14 protein-coding genes are annotated in these 17,131 nt (G+C 54.9%); 6 read left to right on the top strand and 8 right to left on the bottom strand.

What is annotated here, in order from left to right; all coding sequences use genetic code 11:
* Positions 1–178: 178 nt before the first annotated feature.
* The 6 genes from G7047_RS18845 to G7047_RS18820 all read left to right on the top strand — a co-directional run bounded on the left by G7047_RS18845 (position 179) and on the right by G7047_RS18820 (position 5,650).
* On the top strand, positions 179–1,123 hold the full coding sequence (locus G7047_RS18845) for a LysR substrate-binding domain-containing protein (RefSeq protein ID WP_205904653.1): 945 nt from the start codon (positions 179–181) through the stop codon (positions 1,121–1,123).
* 231 nt (positions 1,124–1,354) lie between these two features.
* Complete coding sequence (locus G7047_RS18840; RefSeq protein WP_166308802.1) at positions 1,355–2,251, top strand: amino acid ABC transporter substrate-binding protein; 897 nt, start codon at positions 1,355–1,357, stop codon at positions 2,249–2,251.
* A 135-nt stretch (positions 2,252–2,386) separates the two neighbouring features.
* A complete protein-coding gene (locus tag G7047_RS18835) occupies positions 2,387–3,289 on the top strand; it encodes a transporter substrate-binding domain-containing protein (protein WP_166308799.1) in 903 nt (300 codons plus the stop codon).
* Positions 3,290–3,456: 167 nt separating this feature from the next.
* Positions 3,457–4,209, top strand: a complete 753-nt coding sequence (locus tag G7047_RS18830; RefSeq protein ID WP_166308796.1) for an amino acid ABC transporter permease — start codon at positions 3,457–3,459, stop codon at positions 4,207–4,209.
* A 1-nt stretch (position 4,210) separates the two neighbouring features.
* Positions 4,211–4,882, top strand: a complete 672-nt coding sequence (locus tag G7047_RS18825; RefSeq protein WP_166308793.1) for an amino acid ABC transporter permease — start codon at positions 4,211–4,213, stop codon at positions 4,880–4,882.
* A gap of 30 nt (positions 4,883–4,912) precedes the next feature.
* Complete coding sequence (locus G7047_RS18820) at positions 4,913–5,650, top strand: amino acid ABC transporter ATP-binding protein (RefSeq protein WP_166308790.1); 738 nt, start codon at positions 4,913–4,915, stop codon at positions 5,648–5,650.
* 90 nt (positions 5,651–5,740) lie between these two features.
* On the opposite strand, the gene G7047_RS18815 is transcribed toward G7047_RS18820, so the two are convergent.
* The 8 genes from G7047_RS18815 to G7047_RS18780 all read right to left on the bottom strand — a co-directional run bounded on the left by G7047_RS18815 (position 5,741) and on the right by G7047_RS18780 (position 17,088).
* A complete protein-coding gene (locus G7047_RS18815) occupies positions 5,741–6,526 on the bottom strand; it encodes an HAD-IIB family hydrolase (protein WP_166308787.1) in 786 nt (261 codons plus the stop codon).
* A 57-nt stretch (positions 6,527–6,583) separates the two neighbouring features.
* Positions 6,584–8,467: a hypothetical protein gene (locus G7047_RS18810; protein WP_240939178.1), complete on the bottom strand. Its 1,884-nt coding sequence runs from the start codon at positions 8,465–8,467 to the stop codon at positions 6,584–6,586.
* Positions 8,468–8,470: 3 nt separating this feature from the next.
* The gene (locus G7047_RS18805; protein WP_166308784.1) at positions 8,471–9,469 is read right to left on the bottom strand and encodes a glycosyltransferase family 2 protein; all 999 of its coding nucleotides are present in this window, start codon (positions 9,467–9,469) and stop codon (positions 8,471–8,473) included.
* A gap of 192 nt (positions 9,470–9,661) precedes the next feature.
* On the bottom strand, positions 9,662–10,009 hold the full coding sequence (locus G7047_RS18800) for a hypothetical protein (protein WP_166308781.1): 348 nt from the start codon (positions 10,007–10,009) through the stop codon (positions 9,662–9,664).
* Between the two features lie 192 nt (positions 10,010–10,201).
* Positions 10,202–11,278: an acyltransferase gene (locus G7047_RS18795; RefSeq protein ID WP_166308778.1), complete on the bottom strand. Its 1,077-nt coding sequence runs from the start codon at positions 11,276–11,278 to the stop codon at positions 10,202–10,204.
* Positions 11,272–13,725 (bottom strand): acyltransferase, encoded by a 2,454-nt coding sequence (locus G7047_RS18790; RefSeq protein ID WP_166308775.1) that lies wholly within the window; start codon positions 13,723–13,725, stop codon positions 11,272–11,274. The genes G7047_RS18795 and G7047_RS18790 overlap by 7 nt, the downstream gene beginning before the upstream one ends.
* Positions 13,726–13,943: 218 nt before the next feature.
* A complete protein-coding gene (locus tag G7047_RS18785; protein WP_166308772.1) occupies positions 13,944–15,572 on the bottom strand; it encodes a peptide chain release factor 3 in 1,629 nt (542 codons plus the stop codon).
* A gap of 154 nt (positions 15,573–15,726) precedes the next feature.
* The gene (locus G7047_RS18780) at positions 15,727–17,088 is read right to left on the bottom strand and encodes a hypothetical protein (RefSeq protein ID WP_166308770.1); all 1,362 of its coding nucleotides are present in this window, start codon (positions 17,086–17,088) and stop codon (positions 15,727–15,729) included.
* Positions 17,089–17,131 lie beyond the last annotated feature (43 nt).

The following is a 17,131-nucleotide window of genomic DNA, read 5'->3' as shown; positions in this document are numbered from 1 at the left end:
GAGAGAGGCAGCGTCATGCGCCCGAGTGAATTTCATTTTGCCCCCTAAGCTCTCGGGGGAATGTCGGGGTGTTCCCCGAGTTCGATGACAAAAAAATTGCTGCATTGCACCATCGAAGATTGCCAGCTCGCGAGCGCGGAAGACCTTTGCAGCTGGGCGGACGCGGATAATGCCCGTCATGGAAACCAAGTGGCTTGAGGACTTTGTCAGCCTCGCAGAAACCCGCAGCTTCAGCCGTTCGGCACAACTGCGCCATGTGACGCAACCCGCGTTTTCGCGCCGCATTCAGGCATTGGAAGCCTGGGCGGGCACCGATCTGGTGGATCGCAGCTCGTATCCGACGCGGCTGACCAGTGCAGGCAAGACGCTTTACGACCAAGCGCTCGAGATGCTGCAGGCGCTGCAGAACACCCGGGCCATGCTGCGTGCACATACATCCACCGGCAAGGACATGATCGTGTTCGCAGTGCCTCACACGCTGGCTTTCACGTTCTTCCCTGCGTGGCTGACCAAGCTGCGCACAGAGTTCGGGCCACTGAAGACGCGGCTGCTCGCGCTCAACGTGCATGACGCGGTGATGCGTCTGGTTGAAGGCGGCAGCGATGTGCTGATCGCCTACTTTCATCCATCGCAGCCGATTCAGCTTGACGCTGATCGTTACGAGATGGTGAGCCTCGGTCAGGAAAATCTCGCGCCATATTGCAAGCCCGACGCCGATGGCAAGCCGTTGTTCTGCCTGCCGGGCAAGCCAGGGCACCCGCTGCCGTACCTGGGCTACGCGCCGGGCGCCTACCTGAGCCGCGTGACCGATCTGATCTTGAAGGAAGCCGCTACCACCATCCATCTGGACCGCGTGTATGAAACCGACATGGCCGAAGGCCTGAAGGCCATGGCCCTGGAGGGCCATGGTGTGGCGTTTCTGCCGCACAGCGCGGTGAAAAAGGAACTGCGTGCGGGCAAGCTGGTAAGTGCTGCGCCGGCCGACGCAGCCCATCTGCAGGTGGCCATGGAAGTGCGCGCGTATCGGGAAAAACCGAACGCGAAGGACGTAGGAAACACGCTCGCTCAGTCGCTTTGGACCTATCTACAGTCACAAACGGACGTTGCGCATGTCGAAGATTGAATGTGCACGCGTCAATGTGGACATTCCATGATTTGATTGCATAGTTTGCAGCAGCAATTAGCATTGGCGCTCAACGATTCAGATCGATACATTCGCTGAAAAATTTTGACATCAGTCACACAACGACTGCTTGTCTTCGTTGGGCAGTCTGTGTTTCCGCCGTGTGAGCAATACCCCGCTCGAAGGCCCATGCACTGCCCCGTTCTCGCAATCAAGGAGCGCAGACAGATCATGAGAATCACTCTCCGCCGGGCATTTGCATGCCTGGGTGTTCTTTTTGCGCTTTCCACTTCGATCACCGCGCAGGCCGAAGGTGTGCTGGACCGCATCGCCAAGGGCGCTCCGTTGGTGATTGCCCACCGCGAGGCCTCGATCCCTTTCTCTTATGTGCAGGAAGGCAAGCCCGTGGGCTATGCACTGGAGCTGTGCCTGCGCATCGCCGAGCAGGTGCGCAAGCAGACTGGGGCGAAGGACATGCCAGTGCAGTTGATGCAGGTGACTCCCGCCAATCGCGTGGAGATGGTCAAGTCTGGCAAGGCGGATCTGGAGTGCGGATCGACCACCAACAACGCCACGCGCCGCAAAGACGTGAGCTTCACGATGGCCCACTTCATCACCGGCGCGCGCATTCTGGTGGCGGCTGACAGCAAGATCGACTCGGTCGACGATCTGGCCAAGAAGAATGTCGTCTCCACCAAAGGCACTACGCCACTTGCGGCGTTGGAGCAACTCAACCGGGCACGGTACTTGCAAATGACCATCTTGACTGCACCAGATCATGCAGCGGCGTTCGAGATGGTGCAAAAAGGCCAAGCGGACGCCTTCGTGATGGACGATGTGCTGCTCGCAGGCTTGGCCGCAAGCAGCACGGATCCCAAGGCGGTGAAGCTCGTAGGCCGTTTTTTGACGACGGAGCCGCTGGCCATCATGCTGCCCAAGGACGATCTGGCGTTCAAGAAACTGGTGGATGACGAAATGCGCCGGATGATCAAGAGCGGCGAAATCAACGCCCTATATGACAAATGGTTCACCAAACCGATTCCGCCGATGCAGCGTTCGCTGGATCTGCCGACCAGCTATTTATTGAGAGACTTCTGGAAATACCCTACAGATCAGCTTCCCGGTTGATGGTGCAATCCCAGAAGATAGTTTTGCGAAGTGATGGGCACAATATGTTACGTTTTCTCGGTATCGCACCGTGACTTGTGATCCGTTGTATTCATTACCCTCGTTATTTTTCCGCTTCACTTGCAAGGAGAGTCTATGAAGAAGCATTTGATGGTCGCCGCCATTTCCATTCTGGCTGCAGGCACTGCGTTCGCGCAAGCCAATGACACACTGGCGAAGATCAAGTCTTCAGGCGCAGTCACTTTTGGCGTGCGTGAATCATCCGGCCTGGGCTATACGCTGGGCAACGGCAAGTACGTCGGCTTCCATACCGAAATGGGCGAGAACGTCCTCAAGGACATTCAGAAACAACTGGGTCTGGCCAAGATGGAAATCAAGTATCAGCCCGTGACTTCGCAAAACCGCATTCCGCTGGTGCAGAACGGCACTGTGGACATCGAGTGCGGCTCGACCACCAACAACACGGCCCGTCAGAAGGATGCCGCGTTCGCCTACACCACCTATGTGGAAGAAATCCGCATCGCTGTGAAGGCCAACTCGGGCATCACCGGCATCAAGGACCTGAACGGCAAGACGCTGGTGACTACGACCGGCACCACGTCCGTGCAAACCCTGCGCAAGAACAAGAAGGCGGATGGCCTGTCGTTCAAGGAAGTCATGGGCAAGGACCACGCCGATTCCTTCCTGATGCTGGAAACCGGTCGCGCCGACGCCTTCATCATGGACGGCTCGATTCTGGCCGCCAACATCTCCAAGTCCAAGGCACCAGCCGAGTACAAGATCGTCGGCGAAGTGCTGTCGGTCGAGCCCATCGCCTGCATGCTGCGCAAGGACGATGCTGCCTTCAAGAAGGCCGTGGACGATTCCATTGCACGCCAGATCAAGGACGGTTCGCTGGCCAAGCTGTATGACAAGTGGTTCATGCAACCGATTCCTCCGAACAACGTGAAGATCGGTCTGCCACTGTCGGCTGCTACCAAGGCTGCTTGGGATGCTCCGAACGACAAGCCCATGGAAGAGTACAAGCTTCCTGAATAATCCTGTGGGATGAGTTGCGCCCCTTCGACCCGTGGAGAAGGGGCGCTTTTATTTTGAGTCGTGCTGGCTGTGAATCGTTAAGTACTATCGTGTACATCGTGTGTGCAAATTTTGCTGTGCAACACATCCACCACGGTTATATACATGAAGAATAAAGAGGTGCTCGTATGAGTTGGGATTGGCAGGTGTTCTGTCAAGACACCATTACCCAAGAGGTCGGGCAAAGCTGTTTTGGAAAAAATGGCGACACCACTTATCTGGACTGGATGCTGTCTGCCTGGGGCTGGACCGTGTCGGTGTCGTTGCTTTCGTTGTTGATCGCGCTCATTCTGGGCTCGCTCATCGGTACCTTGCGCACATTGCCGGATCGGCCGTGGATCGTTCGTTTGGGCAACGCCTGGGTCGAGCTGTTCCGCAACATCCCGCTGCTGGTACAGGTGTTCGTTTGGTATCACGTGATCCCGTCCATCTTCCCGGCCTTGAAGCGCGTGGATGGTTTCATTCTGGTGGTTTTCGCCATTGGCCTGTTCACCTCGGCGCGTATCGCCGAACAGGTGCGCTCGGGCATTCAGGCCCTGCCGCGCGGTCAGCGCTATGCGGGTATGGCGGTGGGCTTCACCACGTTCCAGACCTATCGTTATGTGCTGCTGCCCATGGCGTTTCGCATCATCATTCCACCGCTCACCAGCGAGACGATGAACGTGTTCAAGAACTCCTCGGTGGCGTTCGCCGTTTCCGTGGCTGAACTCACCATGTTCGCCATGCAGGCGCAGGAAGAAACCGCGCGCGGCGTGGAAGTCTATCTGGCGGTCACGGCGCTCTATGTGTTCTCGGCCTTCGTGGTGAACCGCATCATGACATTCATCGAAAAGCGCTCGCGTGTGCCGGGCATGATCGCAGCCAGCGGAGGAGGTCACTGATATGAATCTCGCTCTCGACTGGTCGTTCTTCTCGTGGGATCTGTTCTCCAACTATGTCTGGAAGGGTCTCAAGTACAGCGTCATGCTGACGGTGATCGCCACCATTGGCGGCATCTTCTTCGGCACGCTGCTCGCGCTCATGCGCCTGTCTGGCAAGAAGTGGCTCGATCTGCCCGCTACCATCTACGTCAACGGCATGCGTTCGATCCCGTTGGTGATGATGATCCTGTGGTTCTTCCTGCTGATGCCGATGCTCATCGGCAGACCCATCGGCGCGGAAACCTCCGCCGTGGTCACCTTCATCGCGTTCGAGGCCGCTTACTTCAGCGAAATCATGCGCGCCGGTATCCAGTCCATTCCCCGTGGACAGGTGTTTGCAGGGCAGGCCGTGGGCATGACCTACAGCCAGAACATGCGCCTTGTCGTGCTGCCGCAGGCCTTCCGCAACATGCTGCCGGTGCTGCTCACGCAGACCATCATCCTCTTTCAGGACACCTCGCTGGTCTACGCCATCGGCGCCTATGACATGCTCAAGGGCTTCGATATCGCGGGCAAGAACTATGGCCGTCCGGTGGAGTCGTATCTGACGGCTGCCGTGACCTACTTCGTGCTCTGCTACGCGCTCTCGTGGTTCGTCAAGCGCCTGCACAAGAAGATCGCCATCATCCGCTGACATGTCGCTCCCATCTGAGGAATTCAAAAAATGATTGATCTCAAAAACGTTTCCAAGTGGTACGGCAGCTTTCAGGTGCTGACGGACTGCTCCACCAACATCCAGAAGGGCGAAGTGGTGGTCGTGTGCGGACCATCGGGCTCCGGCAAGTCCACGCTCATCAAGACCATCAACGCGCTGGAACCCTTCCAGAAAGGCGAAATCTTCGTCGACGGCGTGGCGGTGCACGACCCCAAGACCAACCTGCCCAAGCTGCGCAGCCGCGTGGGCATGGTGTTCCAGCACTTCGAGCTGTTCCCGCACCTCTCGGTGACAGAGAACCTGACGATCGCGCAGATCAAGGTGCTCGGCCGCAGCGCCGACGACGCCAAGAAGCGCGGCCTCAAGATGCTCGACCGCGTGGGCCTGTCGGCGCACAAGGACAAGTTCCCCGGCCAGCTCTCCGGCGGTCAGCAGCAGCGCGTGGCGATTGCTCGCGCGCTGTCGATGGACCCCATCGTGATGCTGTTCGACGAACCCACTTCCGCGCTGGACCCCGAAATGGTCGGCGAAGTGCTGGACGTGATGATCGGCCTTGCCAACGAAGGCATGACCATGATGTGCGTGACCCACGAAATGGGCTTCGCCCGCAAGGTCTCAAGCCGCGTGATCTTCATGGACGTCGGCGGCAAGATCCTCGAGGACTGCTCGCGCGACGAGTTCTTCGGAAATCCCGATGCCCGCCAGCCGCGCACCAAGGAATTCCTGAACAAGATCCTGCAGCACTGATTTTTCAGCGCTCACAAGCAAAAAAGGACATCTTCGCGATGTCCTTTTTTTCTTTCTCTTTGTACGCTGCGCGTGCAGCCTTCGGGAGGTTCAGCGTTCGAGCAACATGTTCGCCACTTCGGTGAAACCGGCGCCGCGTTCCCCTTGCGTGATGTACTTCGGAAAATCCTTGAGCTGCGGAACAAAGCGCGCCACATTGGCCACGCCGATGCTGTTCTTGAACGTCTTGAACATCAGCTGGTCGTTCGTCGAATCACCGACATAGACCCAATGATCCAGCTCCTTGTCGAGATCGCGCCCGAACAGCTCGCGCACGATCCAGCGCGCGCCTTCCAACTTGTTGTGATCGCCGAACCAGCCATTGATGTGGATGCTGCTCACCGTGGCGTTCATACCGGCGGCGCGCATGATGGCGACAGCTTGGTCGATGGCCGCTTGCGGCAGATGCGTGAACTCGCTGTGATCAATCGCGATGTCGGTCTCGCGCCCTGCGGAATCGGTCGCCAGCATAGCGCCGGGCACCTCGCGCACGATCTGCTGCGCGACCTCCTGCATGCGCGCATAGTTGCGTGCGCGAGTGGTGGCGTCCTGCTGATAGATCTTCTGCAGCGCGCCTGCATCGTCATGCCGGAACGCCACGGAGCCATTCTCGGCCACGATGGCATCCACCGGCCAGGTCGAAGCGAAAGGCTCGCTCCAGCCAATGGGGCGGCCGGTGATGGGAATGACATGCAGGCCAGCGGCCTTCAGCGCTGAAAGCGAGTCAAGAGCGTCTTGCGTGATCGCTCCGTCGGTGGTGAGGGTGTCGTCGATGTCGGTGAAGATGCCGTGCAGAGGAATTCGGTCCGACTGAGGCCATTGAGGGAGGGGGAGCATAGTGGGCAATGATAGAGGCTGGTTTCACAAGCTGAGGGCAACCTGCGGATGACCTCCTCACTGTCTGGCGAATTCGATGATCGCCCGATAGAACTTGTCCGATCCGTCCTTCGGATTGTCGGGGCCCAGCTCCATGCGGTTCACGCCATGTTCCGTGGCGGCTTTGAAACGCTGGGGGATCACCGAGAAGTAATAGGGCGAGATGAACCGTGCTCCGCTATCCTTCTGCGCCTTCATGGCGGCCAGATGCACGCCATCGAGCTTCCATTGCTGGGGATTGAATTCGGGAACCCCGTAGTCGCTGATCTTGCGTTGGGCGATGAAGAACTTCATCCACGGGCTGTCGGTTGAGCCGCCGTACATGTTGAGTCCCTGCTTCCATGGCGTGTTGCCTCGCAGTGTCGTGTCGACAGCGAAGAGCTGCTGGTTCCAGGATGAGTTCACGTTCGGCACGATCTGGTGGGAATAGAGTTTTTCCGCCGGGATGCCTGCCTTCAGGGCGCGCGCGTGGAAGTCTTCAAGAAAACTGTAGACCTGAGTGGCGCGGTAATCGTTCCAATCGCGCGCCAGCGGATTGAAATACAGGTCCTGCAAAGGCTTTGGCATGTCCATGTAGGTGCGGATGCTCGGCAGCCTCTTCTCGGCAGAGGGTAGATTCCGAAGACCCCTAGGTGCGCGCGATCCGATGGCCGACTGGTTGCGCGGAACCACCACGAACTCTCGTTCGCCCAGAAGCGACTTGTGATCGTCATTTGAGACCGCGACGATTTGCGCTAGATGCTTGCCGGGCTTGAGACCGCTGTAGTCATAGTCGATGCGGTAGCCAGTATTGGCAGATGTGATTTCCTCCACAGCCCGGTATACATCTAGACGATTCAATTGCTGACTAACTGTGCCTGCCTGCTTGCCGTCGATATAGAGGGCCAGTCGCTTAATGGCTTGCTTGGGATCCCACAGCCATCCGCCGATAGGAAGCACGCCATCCGCATAAGCGTCGTAGTGTTCACCAAAGCTTTGCAGTTTATCCTTGCGGATGTCTTTGGCCGGTGCAGGAACCTCGTCAAAGCTCGCATATTGCAGACTCGTGCGTTTGGACAACGCCTCCATCGTTCCGTACTTGGCGCGCAGCCATGTTTTGAATCCAGCGACTGACGCGGGGCTGTAGTCCGTGACGCGTACGTCCTGCTTCAAACCCATGCCGTTCTCGAAGTCTGGGAACATGTGATGCAGCTCACCCACCAGATTCACCGCGACGATACGTTCCTGCGCTTCTTTGGGCAGCGTCCGTAGCTTGCCGGCAATGTATTCAAGCGCCGCGTAACGGTATTTGTTCACCGGAATCGACGGATCGGTCGACAACGTGTAAGGCAAGATCTTGTAGCCAAAATAGCCCAACTGCGGAGGCATTCCGTCGCTCAGCCACATGAGGTTGCGTGGGTCCTTGCCGAGCTCTTCGGCAAGTGGGCCGACAGTGTCGAAGTGGTCGGCAGCGAGATAGATAACGACCGGTCGTTTGATTTCGCGAATGAGTTGCAGCGACGCATTCACGTGGTTTTCATCGATTTGCCAGCCGGAATCGGTCTTTTTGTAGAGTCTAAGCAATTGCAGAGTGAGTGTGAAACCCACCTGCACATCGCCCTTCGGGCCTCCAGGTTCTAGTGTGTCAAGTAGTGCGTTGACGGCAGCGAAGCCGGTTTCTCCATGCTTGCCACACAGTTCGACCGCCTGCGCCTGTGTTGATGTCCCGCGAATGTCGGCGATTGCTCTAGGACAAAAAAACTCCCCGACAAAACTTGGTGCAATGACGAACGGCGTGCTAGGTGTGTTTGGTGGAGCTGCATTTAGTGCATGTGAGTCTTGTGCCGATGCCATCAAGAACGTTGCAAATACGGCCTGCAAACAAGCGAGAAAATTCGAAGAAGCTCGCATGGAGAGTTGCAAGGTTCAAATATCGAGATCGGTGTTGGTGGACTGACGAACAGGCGCTTGTAAATCGTCAAGAGATATGCTCAGTGGCTCCGTCGGTACATTGCTCACGTCATAGTGCATAAATGCGATGATGCATTGAATTCCAATGATGATTGGCAGCGCTGCAAGCATGACGGTCCCGCTGGATGCCGTTTGGTTGTGCGCGTTGCCGGATATCCAGTGCAATAGTCCAAATAGACTGCCTCCAAGTACAAGCAGGACTCCTACCAGACTGTAGACGGTACCTACATTGAAGTCGCGCACTAGGTAGTTGTAGACATATCGACGGCCCAGTCGCGAGAGGTGTTTACGAAGGAACTCGGGCAGAATCTTGCCGATCTTGAGATTCGACTCCTCGTCGGCATACACCGAATCCATCGGTACGTCTTTGACCACGGCACGTACGGTATTCAAGCGGAACAGCATATCTGTTTCGAAGAAGTAGCGGTGCTCGAGCTTGTCGAGTGGGAGCTCTTCCAGCACATTGGTGCGGATGGCCGTATAGCCGTTGGTGGGATCCATGCTGTTCCAGTAACCGCAACTCAGCTTGGTCAGAAACGACAGTACCGCGTTACCGAACAAGCGCACTGCAGGCATGTTTTGCACGGACTCGGGACGAAAGAATCGATTGCCTTTGGTGTAGTCCGCTTGTTTGCGCAGAAGAGGACGCACGAACTGCGGTAGCAGAGCGGGGTTCATTTGCCCATCGCCGTCGATCTTCACGACAATATCCATCTTGTCGGCGATTGCAGCTTTGTAGGCAGTGACGATCGCTCCACCGACGCCTCTGTTTTCAGAGTTGTAGAGCACGCGCACACGTGGGTCGATATTGTGCTCTTCGATGAATTTACCGCTCTGATTGGGGCAGGCGTCATCAACAGCATAAATGGCCTCGACCTCTGGGCCAATGGCGGCGATGACACCCATCACATGTAGGGTTACCTTGTAACAGGGAATGGCGACAGCAATTTTCATGGGCTGCTTGACTACTAGTTAACCACTTTAGGGACCCTCTGCACAAATCAGATCGACGCATGCTTGCGCGGACTCGGGCGGTCTACAGCGTTGAAAATCCTCGCGATAGCTACGGCTATCCCTGTGGTTTTCGCCTTGTATCTCATCCCGATCCGCACAAGCTGCTTGTCGATCGATTCGTGCAGAGGGTCCTTAGGCGCGCGCCGCAATGGCGATGCCCGCTAATATTAGTGCTCCGCCGATCAGTGTTGGAAGTTTAATGGGGTTGCTCATAAAAAGCCACTCAAGTGCTGGCACGATCAGGAACGCTAGGCCCATGAACGGATAGGCCAGTTGCAAGGTGGCGTTGCGCAATACCCAGACCCACGCGAGCGTGGTAATTCCGTAGAGCACAAGCGCTGCAATCAGCCAGGGGTTGAAGATCCAGCTTTGCAGTGACATGGCGTCAGGTATCGCTGCAGCGGCCTTCTTAAATAGCAACTGTCCGAGCGAAATGCCCAGCACGCACAAAACTGTCATAGCGGTGAGAAATGGAGTCATTGGGAGTTTACTGATGCGGTGGCCATGCGACATACCTCAAGCGAGGCGAGTTTCCGGGGGTATGGAAAAATGTATCAATTTTTCGTGATCCCTTGTCGTGAAACAGAGTAAAAGTAGTATATTCAGTCTTTTGTCAGAAGATCCTATTCGCTCAATAGGACTGTTTATTTTCTGTAATGGTCCGTGAATACTTCACAAAAGTCGCTTAATCAACCGCTTCAAGAGATAGTGTAGCGGCTTTTCGATGTACGCAAAATTAATCCATGAGTAAATGAGAATGATGCTTATCGTCAGTAGCCACCAGACACTTCCTTTGAATCCCCACTTATTCTGGGTGAGTACGTAGGTCGTTCCAGCAGCCGCAATGAAAAAAATATGGCTCAAGTAAATACTGTAAGAGGCATCACCCAAACGTTGAAGAAGTTTGAATGGAGTGATATTCCTTTTTTCCAGAATAAGTCCACAGGCGCTGATGCAAATTGCAAATGTGCCAAACAGTACGGAGCGCTCAATGACGTGGAAGAAGCCTGCCATGCCGCTAGCATTGAGATGAGCTTGAAATTGATACCAAGATGCTAGCCAGATTGACGTCAAGCTTCCTAGCATCCATGGAAGCAGCACGGGGTTCTCCTTTCGATGTAGGTACTCGCACAATAGAAATCCACCAATGAACTCGATGATGAGCGGCGAGGCGTAAAAAGGAATCACAAGATAGCGTTTGGCCAGAGCCTCATTCTGGGGGAGATACATGCCTTTGAAATGAAATATGGCATTGAGAGCGATGATGAGCACCCCAAGTAACCCCAAAACCTTCACGGCATGCTGTCGCCCGAAGAGGATGATCATGCTTACTATCAAATAGAAATATAATTCAAAGCTGAGTGTCCATGTTATTGGTAGTAGGTATTGGGTTAGATCTTGTGGCCATAGGAAAAATGATCCTGCAAGGTTGACTTGCGGAGGGATCGTGTTGAGCTTTTTTATGGCGATGAAGTAGAGTAAAAAGAACGGCCACCAACCAATATAGATACGTCCGAAACGTTGGAGCAGAAATTGTCCGGCGGCCCGAGGGCCGGGAGGCAGACCACGCGTCGTCTGCGCCATAATTAGACCACTGATCACGAAGAATACGTCCACTCCCGCAAAACCAAGCTGGCTAACAGAGTCGGGAATTAGCGCGAATCTGAATGGAGTGATGGGAGGGGCAATGTGATGGAGGACGACCCATATTGCGGCAAAAAATCTCAAGGTCTGAACATTCTTCAGCATACTCTAGTAGCCCCCTGCTCTATCAATGATCCTCTGTTTGTAGGTGTTTGAGATGTTCGGGGGGGCAAGGTCTGAAGATATTCCTTGTTTTTGAGCGTTGTGTAAATGGGTAGAAGCACCAGTGGCGCGGTAAAGAAGCCCAGCAAATACCTATATTCACCAGCAATGGATAGCAGGAATACTGCGACTAACTGGAGTAGCAGCGTCCCGGAAATTACTATGGCAGCTCTGTCGCGTTGGAGAAATGCCTTGGAGAATGTCATCAGAATTAGTGCTACACCTAGCCAAGGTGTCCAGAACAAAAACCGGTACTTGGTACTAATATCGAACCATTTTTTTAGTAGTTCATTGGACTTGAGTGTGTGCTCGCCAGACACAGATTTTGATTGAATACGCTCCAACACCCATTGCGTTGACCATGGTGATAAGGGGATTCCTCCGGATGCGAAAGCGGCATACAGAAAAATATTGACACGACTGGATAAAAATGCAGGAATGTTTCGCCACAAATTGTTCTTAAAGAACTCCTTGATGATGACGGTTTTATTATTTTTTGATAATCCGAGCAGTGCGGGGCCATCGATGTTGAAAATCAGTGGATCCCAGTAATAGTGATCATGAAAACTCTGTATCTCAGCAATGCTCTTGCCATTTGATTGTAATGCATTGAGTGTTTTCTGCGTCACTTTGGGCTGATCGAATTCAGGTATTTTCATCACGCGTTCTTCGAGAAAGCCGACGGTTTCATAAAGTACAACGGGGTACAGAGTACCAATCGGATTGCGCTGTTTATAGATTACGCTTCCACAGATGCCTACTGCGCACCAGATGCCTGCGATTAGAGCCAACTTTACCCGTTGTCGGTGTTGAAGTACATAAAGCAGAAATGCGACAGGGATCATGTTGACAATGCCATTGGGACGCGCGAGCACGGCGAACGGAATGGCGAGTACGAACACTGCGAAGGATATTTTACTGATGGTTTTAGATTTTGAGCAGATCCAGATTTCCAGTAATAGGGCAGCCAACGCTGTGGCGTAGATTCCATCCGAATACATAGCCAAATTGTAGAATACAAGGCTAGGTGCGGCAGCTATAAATACAAAGCAAAATAGAAAAGATTTTCTAAATTGATCTTGAGCTAGCCGAGTCAGCATTCGCGCGAGCAGAAAAGTGCATATGAGAAGTTGTACAACGATGGGAATCTCAACACGTTGCCATGGGGCGTAGAACAGGTGCACGAACATAAACCAGAACGCAGGCTTGCCCGACTGATGAATTCGGTTGGTTTCTGACTCTAATAGGATTGAAAAACTGTCAGATCCCAATACGCCTGGCCAAAAAAGTATCAACCATGCCCCATAGATAAGCAGTAATGTGATCCAAGTACCAGTAAAGAAATGGCGTGAGCGCTCCTCTTTTATTTCAAAGAACGTGCCATTGGTTCTGGAAGGTTTGAACTTTATAAATTGCTTCTCAAGAAGATGCCAAGATGCAAACGCAAATACTGTTGTGATTAATAATGCGAGCAGCATGCTCTCATATATACTCAGTTGCTTGTATGTGAACTGGATTATGGTTTGTTGAATCGGAAACGCGAAGAGATAGATGCCGTAGGACGGATCCCCATAACGTCCGAAGCGTTTGATCGCCGGCGTTGATAGCGTTGCAAAGGCTATCGTTGCAAAGGGGAGAAAAACGAGAGTGGCGATTAAAGGATAACCTACCGCTGCCAACAAGGTGCTAGATGCCAGGAGTGCGAAAAAAATGATCTTCCGATGTGCGATCCATACCTCACGCGAGGCAAATAAAGCGCCACCCAAAAGGAAGTAAGCTACGAATTCGCGCGTGGCCTTGATCTGCCCCGGATATTTGATCAGCGTGGATGCGACATACCATATCAGGTAGAGCGTGGCGATGATCAGCATTCGCCGCCTAGTTTTCAATCCGCCTAGAAAACCGACGATACCTAGTAGGATGTAACATGTAACTTCATAAGGAATCGTCCAAAGGGACCCATTAACGCTTGCCATGAATGGATTGGTTTGAAAAACGCCCGGTAATGAAAACTGTACATCCAAAAGAATATTGCGCAGATAGCTCCAAGTTTCAGGGCTATTGAAGTAATCCGTTGTGGCCAGTGTAGTGAGTTGTGACCCTAGAATGAGCACGCTGGCCAGAACGACAAGCGTGAGTGCGGGCCAGATCCGTAGAAATCGGCGCAAAAAAAAGCGGCCGATATGCGGGTCGGAAAGCCAACTCTGGGTAACCAGATAGCCGCTGATTGTAAAAAAGATAAGAACGGCAAGACCGCCCCATGTGTACATGCCGAATATACCAGTGGCCGGCAAGTTGTACAGGGCGAAATGGTGGCTGTACAGCACCATGCACGAGGCAAGGATGCGCACAAAGTCGAAATTGTTGGGTTGATGTACGGAGCGTTCCACTCTTTCATTAGTCCTGTAAAGTGCCCTGAGATTTTAATATTAGGTCACTTAAACTCCCATTCTCCGGAGGCAAGGAACCTGTGAAATAAAATTGGCCTAAATCATTACGTGTAGGTGATGGTTTTGATGAAAATCGGCATTGATCATAATAAATTTGATTTTTTAAAGCTCAAAGCGTTGCATGGTTTGAGTGTGGTGCTGATTCAGTACTAGGCTATTCAATGGGACGTTTGCAACGCCAGCCCCGCATGCTCCCGCAGCGGATGGAAATGAATCTTCGGAAACCGCTCCTGCGCCAGACGCACGTCGTAAGGACTCGTGCACAGATAGGCCAGCGTATCCGCCGCGTCGCGTGCCATGCGCAGCGGGTAGGCATTTTCGAAATCACGCAGTTCTGCGGGTGTATCGGCAGTGATCCAGCGCGCGCCCGTGTACTGGCAACCTTCGAGGCGAATGTCGCAGTCGTACTCAGTATTCAATCGATGCTGCACGACTTCAAACTGCAACTGACCCACGGCGCCCAGCAGCATGTTGCCGCCGGCCTCCGGTTTGAAAACCTGAATCGCGCCTTCCTCGCCGAGCTGCATCAGGCCTTGTTGTAGTTGCTTGGTGCGAAGCGGGTTTCTGAGCACGACCGTCATGAACAATTCGGGCGCGAAGAACGGCAAACCGGTGAATTGCAGATTCGGACCGTCGGTGATGGTGTCGCCCAGTTGCACGCCGCCATGGATGGTGAAGCCAATGATGTCGCCTGCGTAGGCTTCTTCCACCGCTTCGCGGCGTTGGCTCATGAAGGTGACGACGGACGTCGGGCGCAGTTCCTTGCCGGTGCGCTGCACCTTCATCTTCATGCCGTGCGTGAACTTGCCCGAGGCCACGCGCACGAAGGCGATACGGTCGCGGTGGTTGGCGTCCATGTTGGCCTGCACCTTGAACACCACGCCCGAGAAGCCGGAGTCTTCGGGCTGGATGATCTTTTCAACGGGTTGCTTGTTGACCAGCAGCGTGCTCTTGCGCGGGCCGGGCGGGGGCGACATGTCGACGACGGCGTCAAGCACCTCCATCACACCGAAGTTGTTCACGCCGGAGCCGAAGAACACGGGGGTGAGTTTGCCAGCGAGGAAGGCCTCGTGGTCCCATTCAGCAGAGGCGCCCACGGCGAGTTCCATGCTTTCGATGGCGTCATCAAAGGCTTGGCCGAAGCGCGCGCGCAGCTTGTCTGCATCGCTGAGCGGGATGGTTTCAAAGTCTTGAGGACGGCGCTCGTTGCCCGCGTCGAAAACGGTCATGCTCCGTGTGCGCAGGTTGATGATGCCGCCGAAGCTCTTGCCCTGGCCGACGGGCCAGGTGATGGGGCAACAGGGCATGCCGAGTTCGCGCTCGACTTCATCGAGGATGTCGAGCGGGTCGCGCACTTCGCGGTCCATCTTGTTCACGAAAGTGATGATGGGCGTGTCGCGCTGGCGGCAGACTTCGATCAGGCGGCGGGTCTGGGCTTCCACGCCGTTGGCCGCGTCGATCACCATGAGCGCGGAGTCCACGGCGGTGAGCACGCGGTAGGTGTCTTCCGAGAAGTCCTTGTGGCCGGGAGTGTCGAGCAGGTTGATGACGTGATCGCGGTAGCTCATCTGCATCACGGAGGATGCGACCGAGATACCGCGCTGCTTTTCGATTTCCATCCAGTCGGAGGTGGCATGGCGGCTGGCCTTGCGGCCCTTGACGGCCCCTGCGATCTGGATTGCGCCCGAGAACAGCAGCAGCTTTTCCGTCAGCGTGGTTTTACCTGCGTCAGGGTGGGAAATGATGGCAAAGGTGCGGCGGCGCCGGGTTTCGGGGGCGTATGTCAAGGGGAAATCCAGAGAAGACTGTCAGGAGCGCGCGGGTCTCATGTTTTGAAACACGGCTGATGACGGTATTTTACAGAGACGCGGGAAAACAAATCAGGGTCGTTGTCTTGTCCTGCATGCGCTGATTTTCAGTGTCGGCCCGCATTGGGAGTCGTCACGTGTTTCGCATTCGAAAATAAACAGGGAACAAGGCCAGGGGCCGCGTGAAAAACAGCAACAAATACCGATATTCACCAGCAGATGCAAAAGCGAAAATGGCAAACAGCTGCAATATGGTGGGTATGCAGATCAGCAGTGCCGAACCGTCCTTGCGGCGCGTGCCTTGCAAGGCAACCAGCATCAGCAAACCCAGTCCCAGCCATGGAGCCCACAATAGCCAGCGCCAGCCGTAGCTGAGGCGATGGACGGTGCGCAGCATCTGTTCGGCGGTAGACATTCCAAATCGTCGCATCTGGGATGTGGCAGTGATGCGGCGCAGCACATAAGGCGAATAATTCAATGCGGGAAAGCCGCCTTGTGCCAGCGTCGCTGAAAGAAAGACGTTGACGCGGCTGGCGATGACGTCGGGAAGGTTCTGCCACAGGTTGTGGTGGAAGAACTCATGCTCGAGTTCCTCGGCTTGCGCCTCGGGAAGGGTCAGCAACTGAGGACCCACCGGGTCGAAGACCCGCATGTCCCAGTACACGGGGTCGGAGAAATCCGACAAACGTTTGCCGGGAAGCCGACCTTCGAGAATCTCCAGAGTGCGCGGAGTCAATTTGGGCTCCCGCAGCACCCAAGGATCATTCATGTCCGGCATTTTCTGCCAGAACTCGTTCATCGCACGAGGCTGCATGAGCTTGACTGTCTCGAAAAGAACCAGCGAACGCGTCGCGCTCTGCGTCGTGGAATGGTGAAAGTGGGCGCCAGCGTAGATTGCGGCGCACCACAGGCCGAGAACCGCTGTCAGCAAATGGCGGCTCTTCCCATGAACGAAGAGGAGCGCCAACAGGGCTGGCACCAGAAAAATGATGCCGTTGGGGCGTACAAACACGGCGAAAGGCAGCGCGATGGTGAAGACGCACAAGGAGAGCCAACTCACCCAACGCTCGGAACACAGGATCCAGATTTCGAACAGCAGCGCCGTGGCGGCGACCGCGAAGATCGCGTCCGGATACAGCGTGCCAGCGAAATAGACCATGTGCGGTGCTGCGCAGATATAGATCAGCAGGAACAGGCATAGCCCGTGCCTTTTTTGATCCCAGTACCAGGCCAGCATTCGCGCGAAAAAGAAGGCACAAAGCAGCATCAATATGGCAATTGGTACTTCGACGAGATGCGTGGGGCCATATGTCCATTTCACGAAGTAGTACCACAACACGCTTTTGCCTGAGCGGAATTCGCCGTCCCCGTCCACTTCCATCAGGATGGCTGCGCTGTCCTCGCCCAATACGCCGGGCCAGAAGACCACCAGCCAGCCCAGATAGACGGTGCCGAGCAGAGCCCAGAAAATGAGCAGACTGGTCCACGAGCCCACTCGCCGGGGGCTGTCGTTCGTTGATGAGGGGCTGTGGAGCCTG

Source organism: Diaphorobacter sp. HDW4A, assembly GCF_011305995.1.
Taxonomy (GTDB): Bacteria; Pseudomonadota; Gammaproteobacteria; order Burkholderiales; family Burkholderiaceae_C; genus Diaphorobacter_A.
The sequence above is the reverse complement of the archived record's forward strand: the minus strand, read 5'-3'. Positions and strand labels throughout refer to the sequence as shown.

Excerpts from the sequence above, each read along its gene's own strand:
- G7047_RS18845 (WP_205904653.1), top strand. The coding sequence starts at position 179 with ATGGAAACCAAGTGGCTTGAGGACTTTGTCAGCCTCGCAGAAACCCGC.
- G7047_RS18840 (WP_166308802.1), top strand. The coding sequence starts at position 1,355 with ATGAGAATCACTCTCCGCCGGGCATTTGCATGCCTGGGTGTTCTTTTT.
- G7047_RS18835 (WP_166308799.1), top strand. The coding sequence starts at position 2,387 with ATGAAGAAGCATTTGATGGTCGCCGCCATTTCCATTCTGGCTGCAGGC.
- G7047_RS18830 (WP_166308796.1), top strand. The coding sequence starts at position 3,457 with ATGAGTTGGGATTGGCAGGTGTTCTGTCAAGACACCATTACCCAAGAG.
- G7047_RS18825 (WP_166308793.1), top strand. The coding sequence starts at position 4,211 with ATGAATCTCGCTCTCGACTGGTCGTTCTTCTCGTGGGATCTGTTCTCC.
- G7047_RS18820 (WP_166308790.1), top strand. The coding sequence starts at position 4,913 with ATGATTGATCTCAAAAACGTTTCCAAGTGGTACGGCAGCTTTCAGGTG.
- G7047_RS18815 (WP_166308787.1), bottom strand. The coding sequence starts at position 6,526 with ATGCTCCCCCTCCCTCAATGGCCTCAGTCGGACCGAATTCCTCTGCAC.
- G7047_RS18805 (WP_166308784.1), bottom strand. The coding sequence starts at position 9,469 with ATGAAAATTGCTGTCGCCATTCCCTGTTACAAGGTAACCCTACATGTG.
- G7047_RS18800 (WP_166308781.1), bottom strand. The coding sequence starts at position 10,009 with ATGACTCCATTTCTCACCGCTATGACAGTTTTGTGCGTGCTGGGCATT.
- G7047_RS18795 (WP_166308778.1), bottom strand. The coding sequence starts at position 11,278 with ATGCTGAAGAATGTTCAGACCTTGAGATTTTTTGCCGCAATATGGGTC.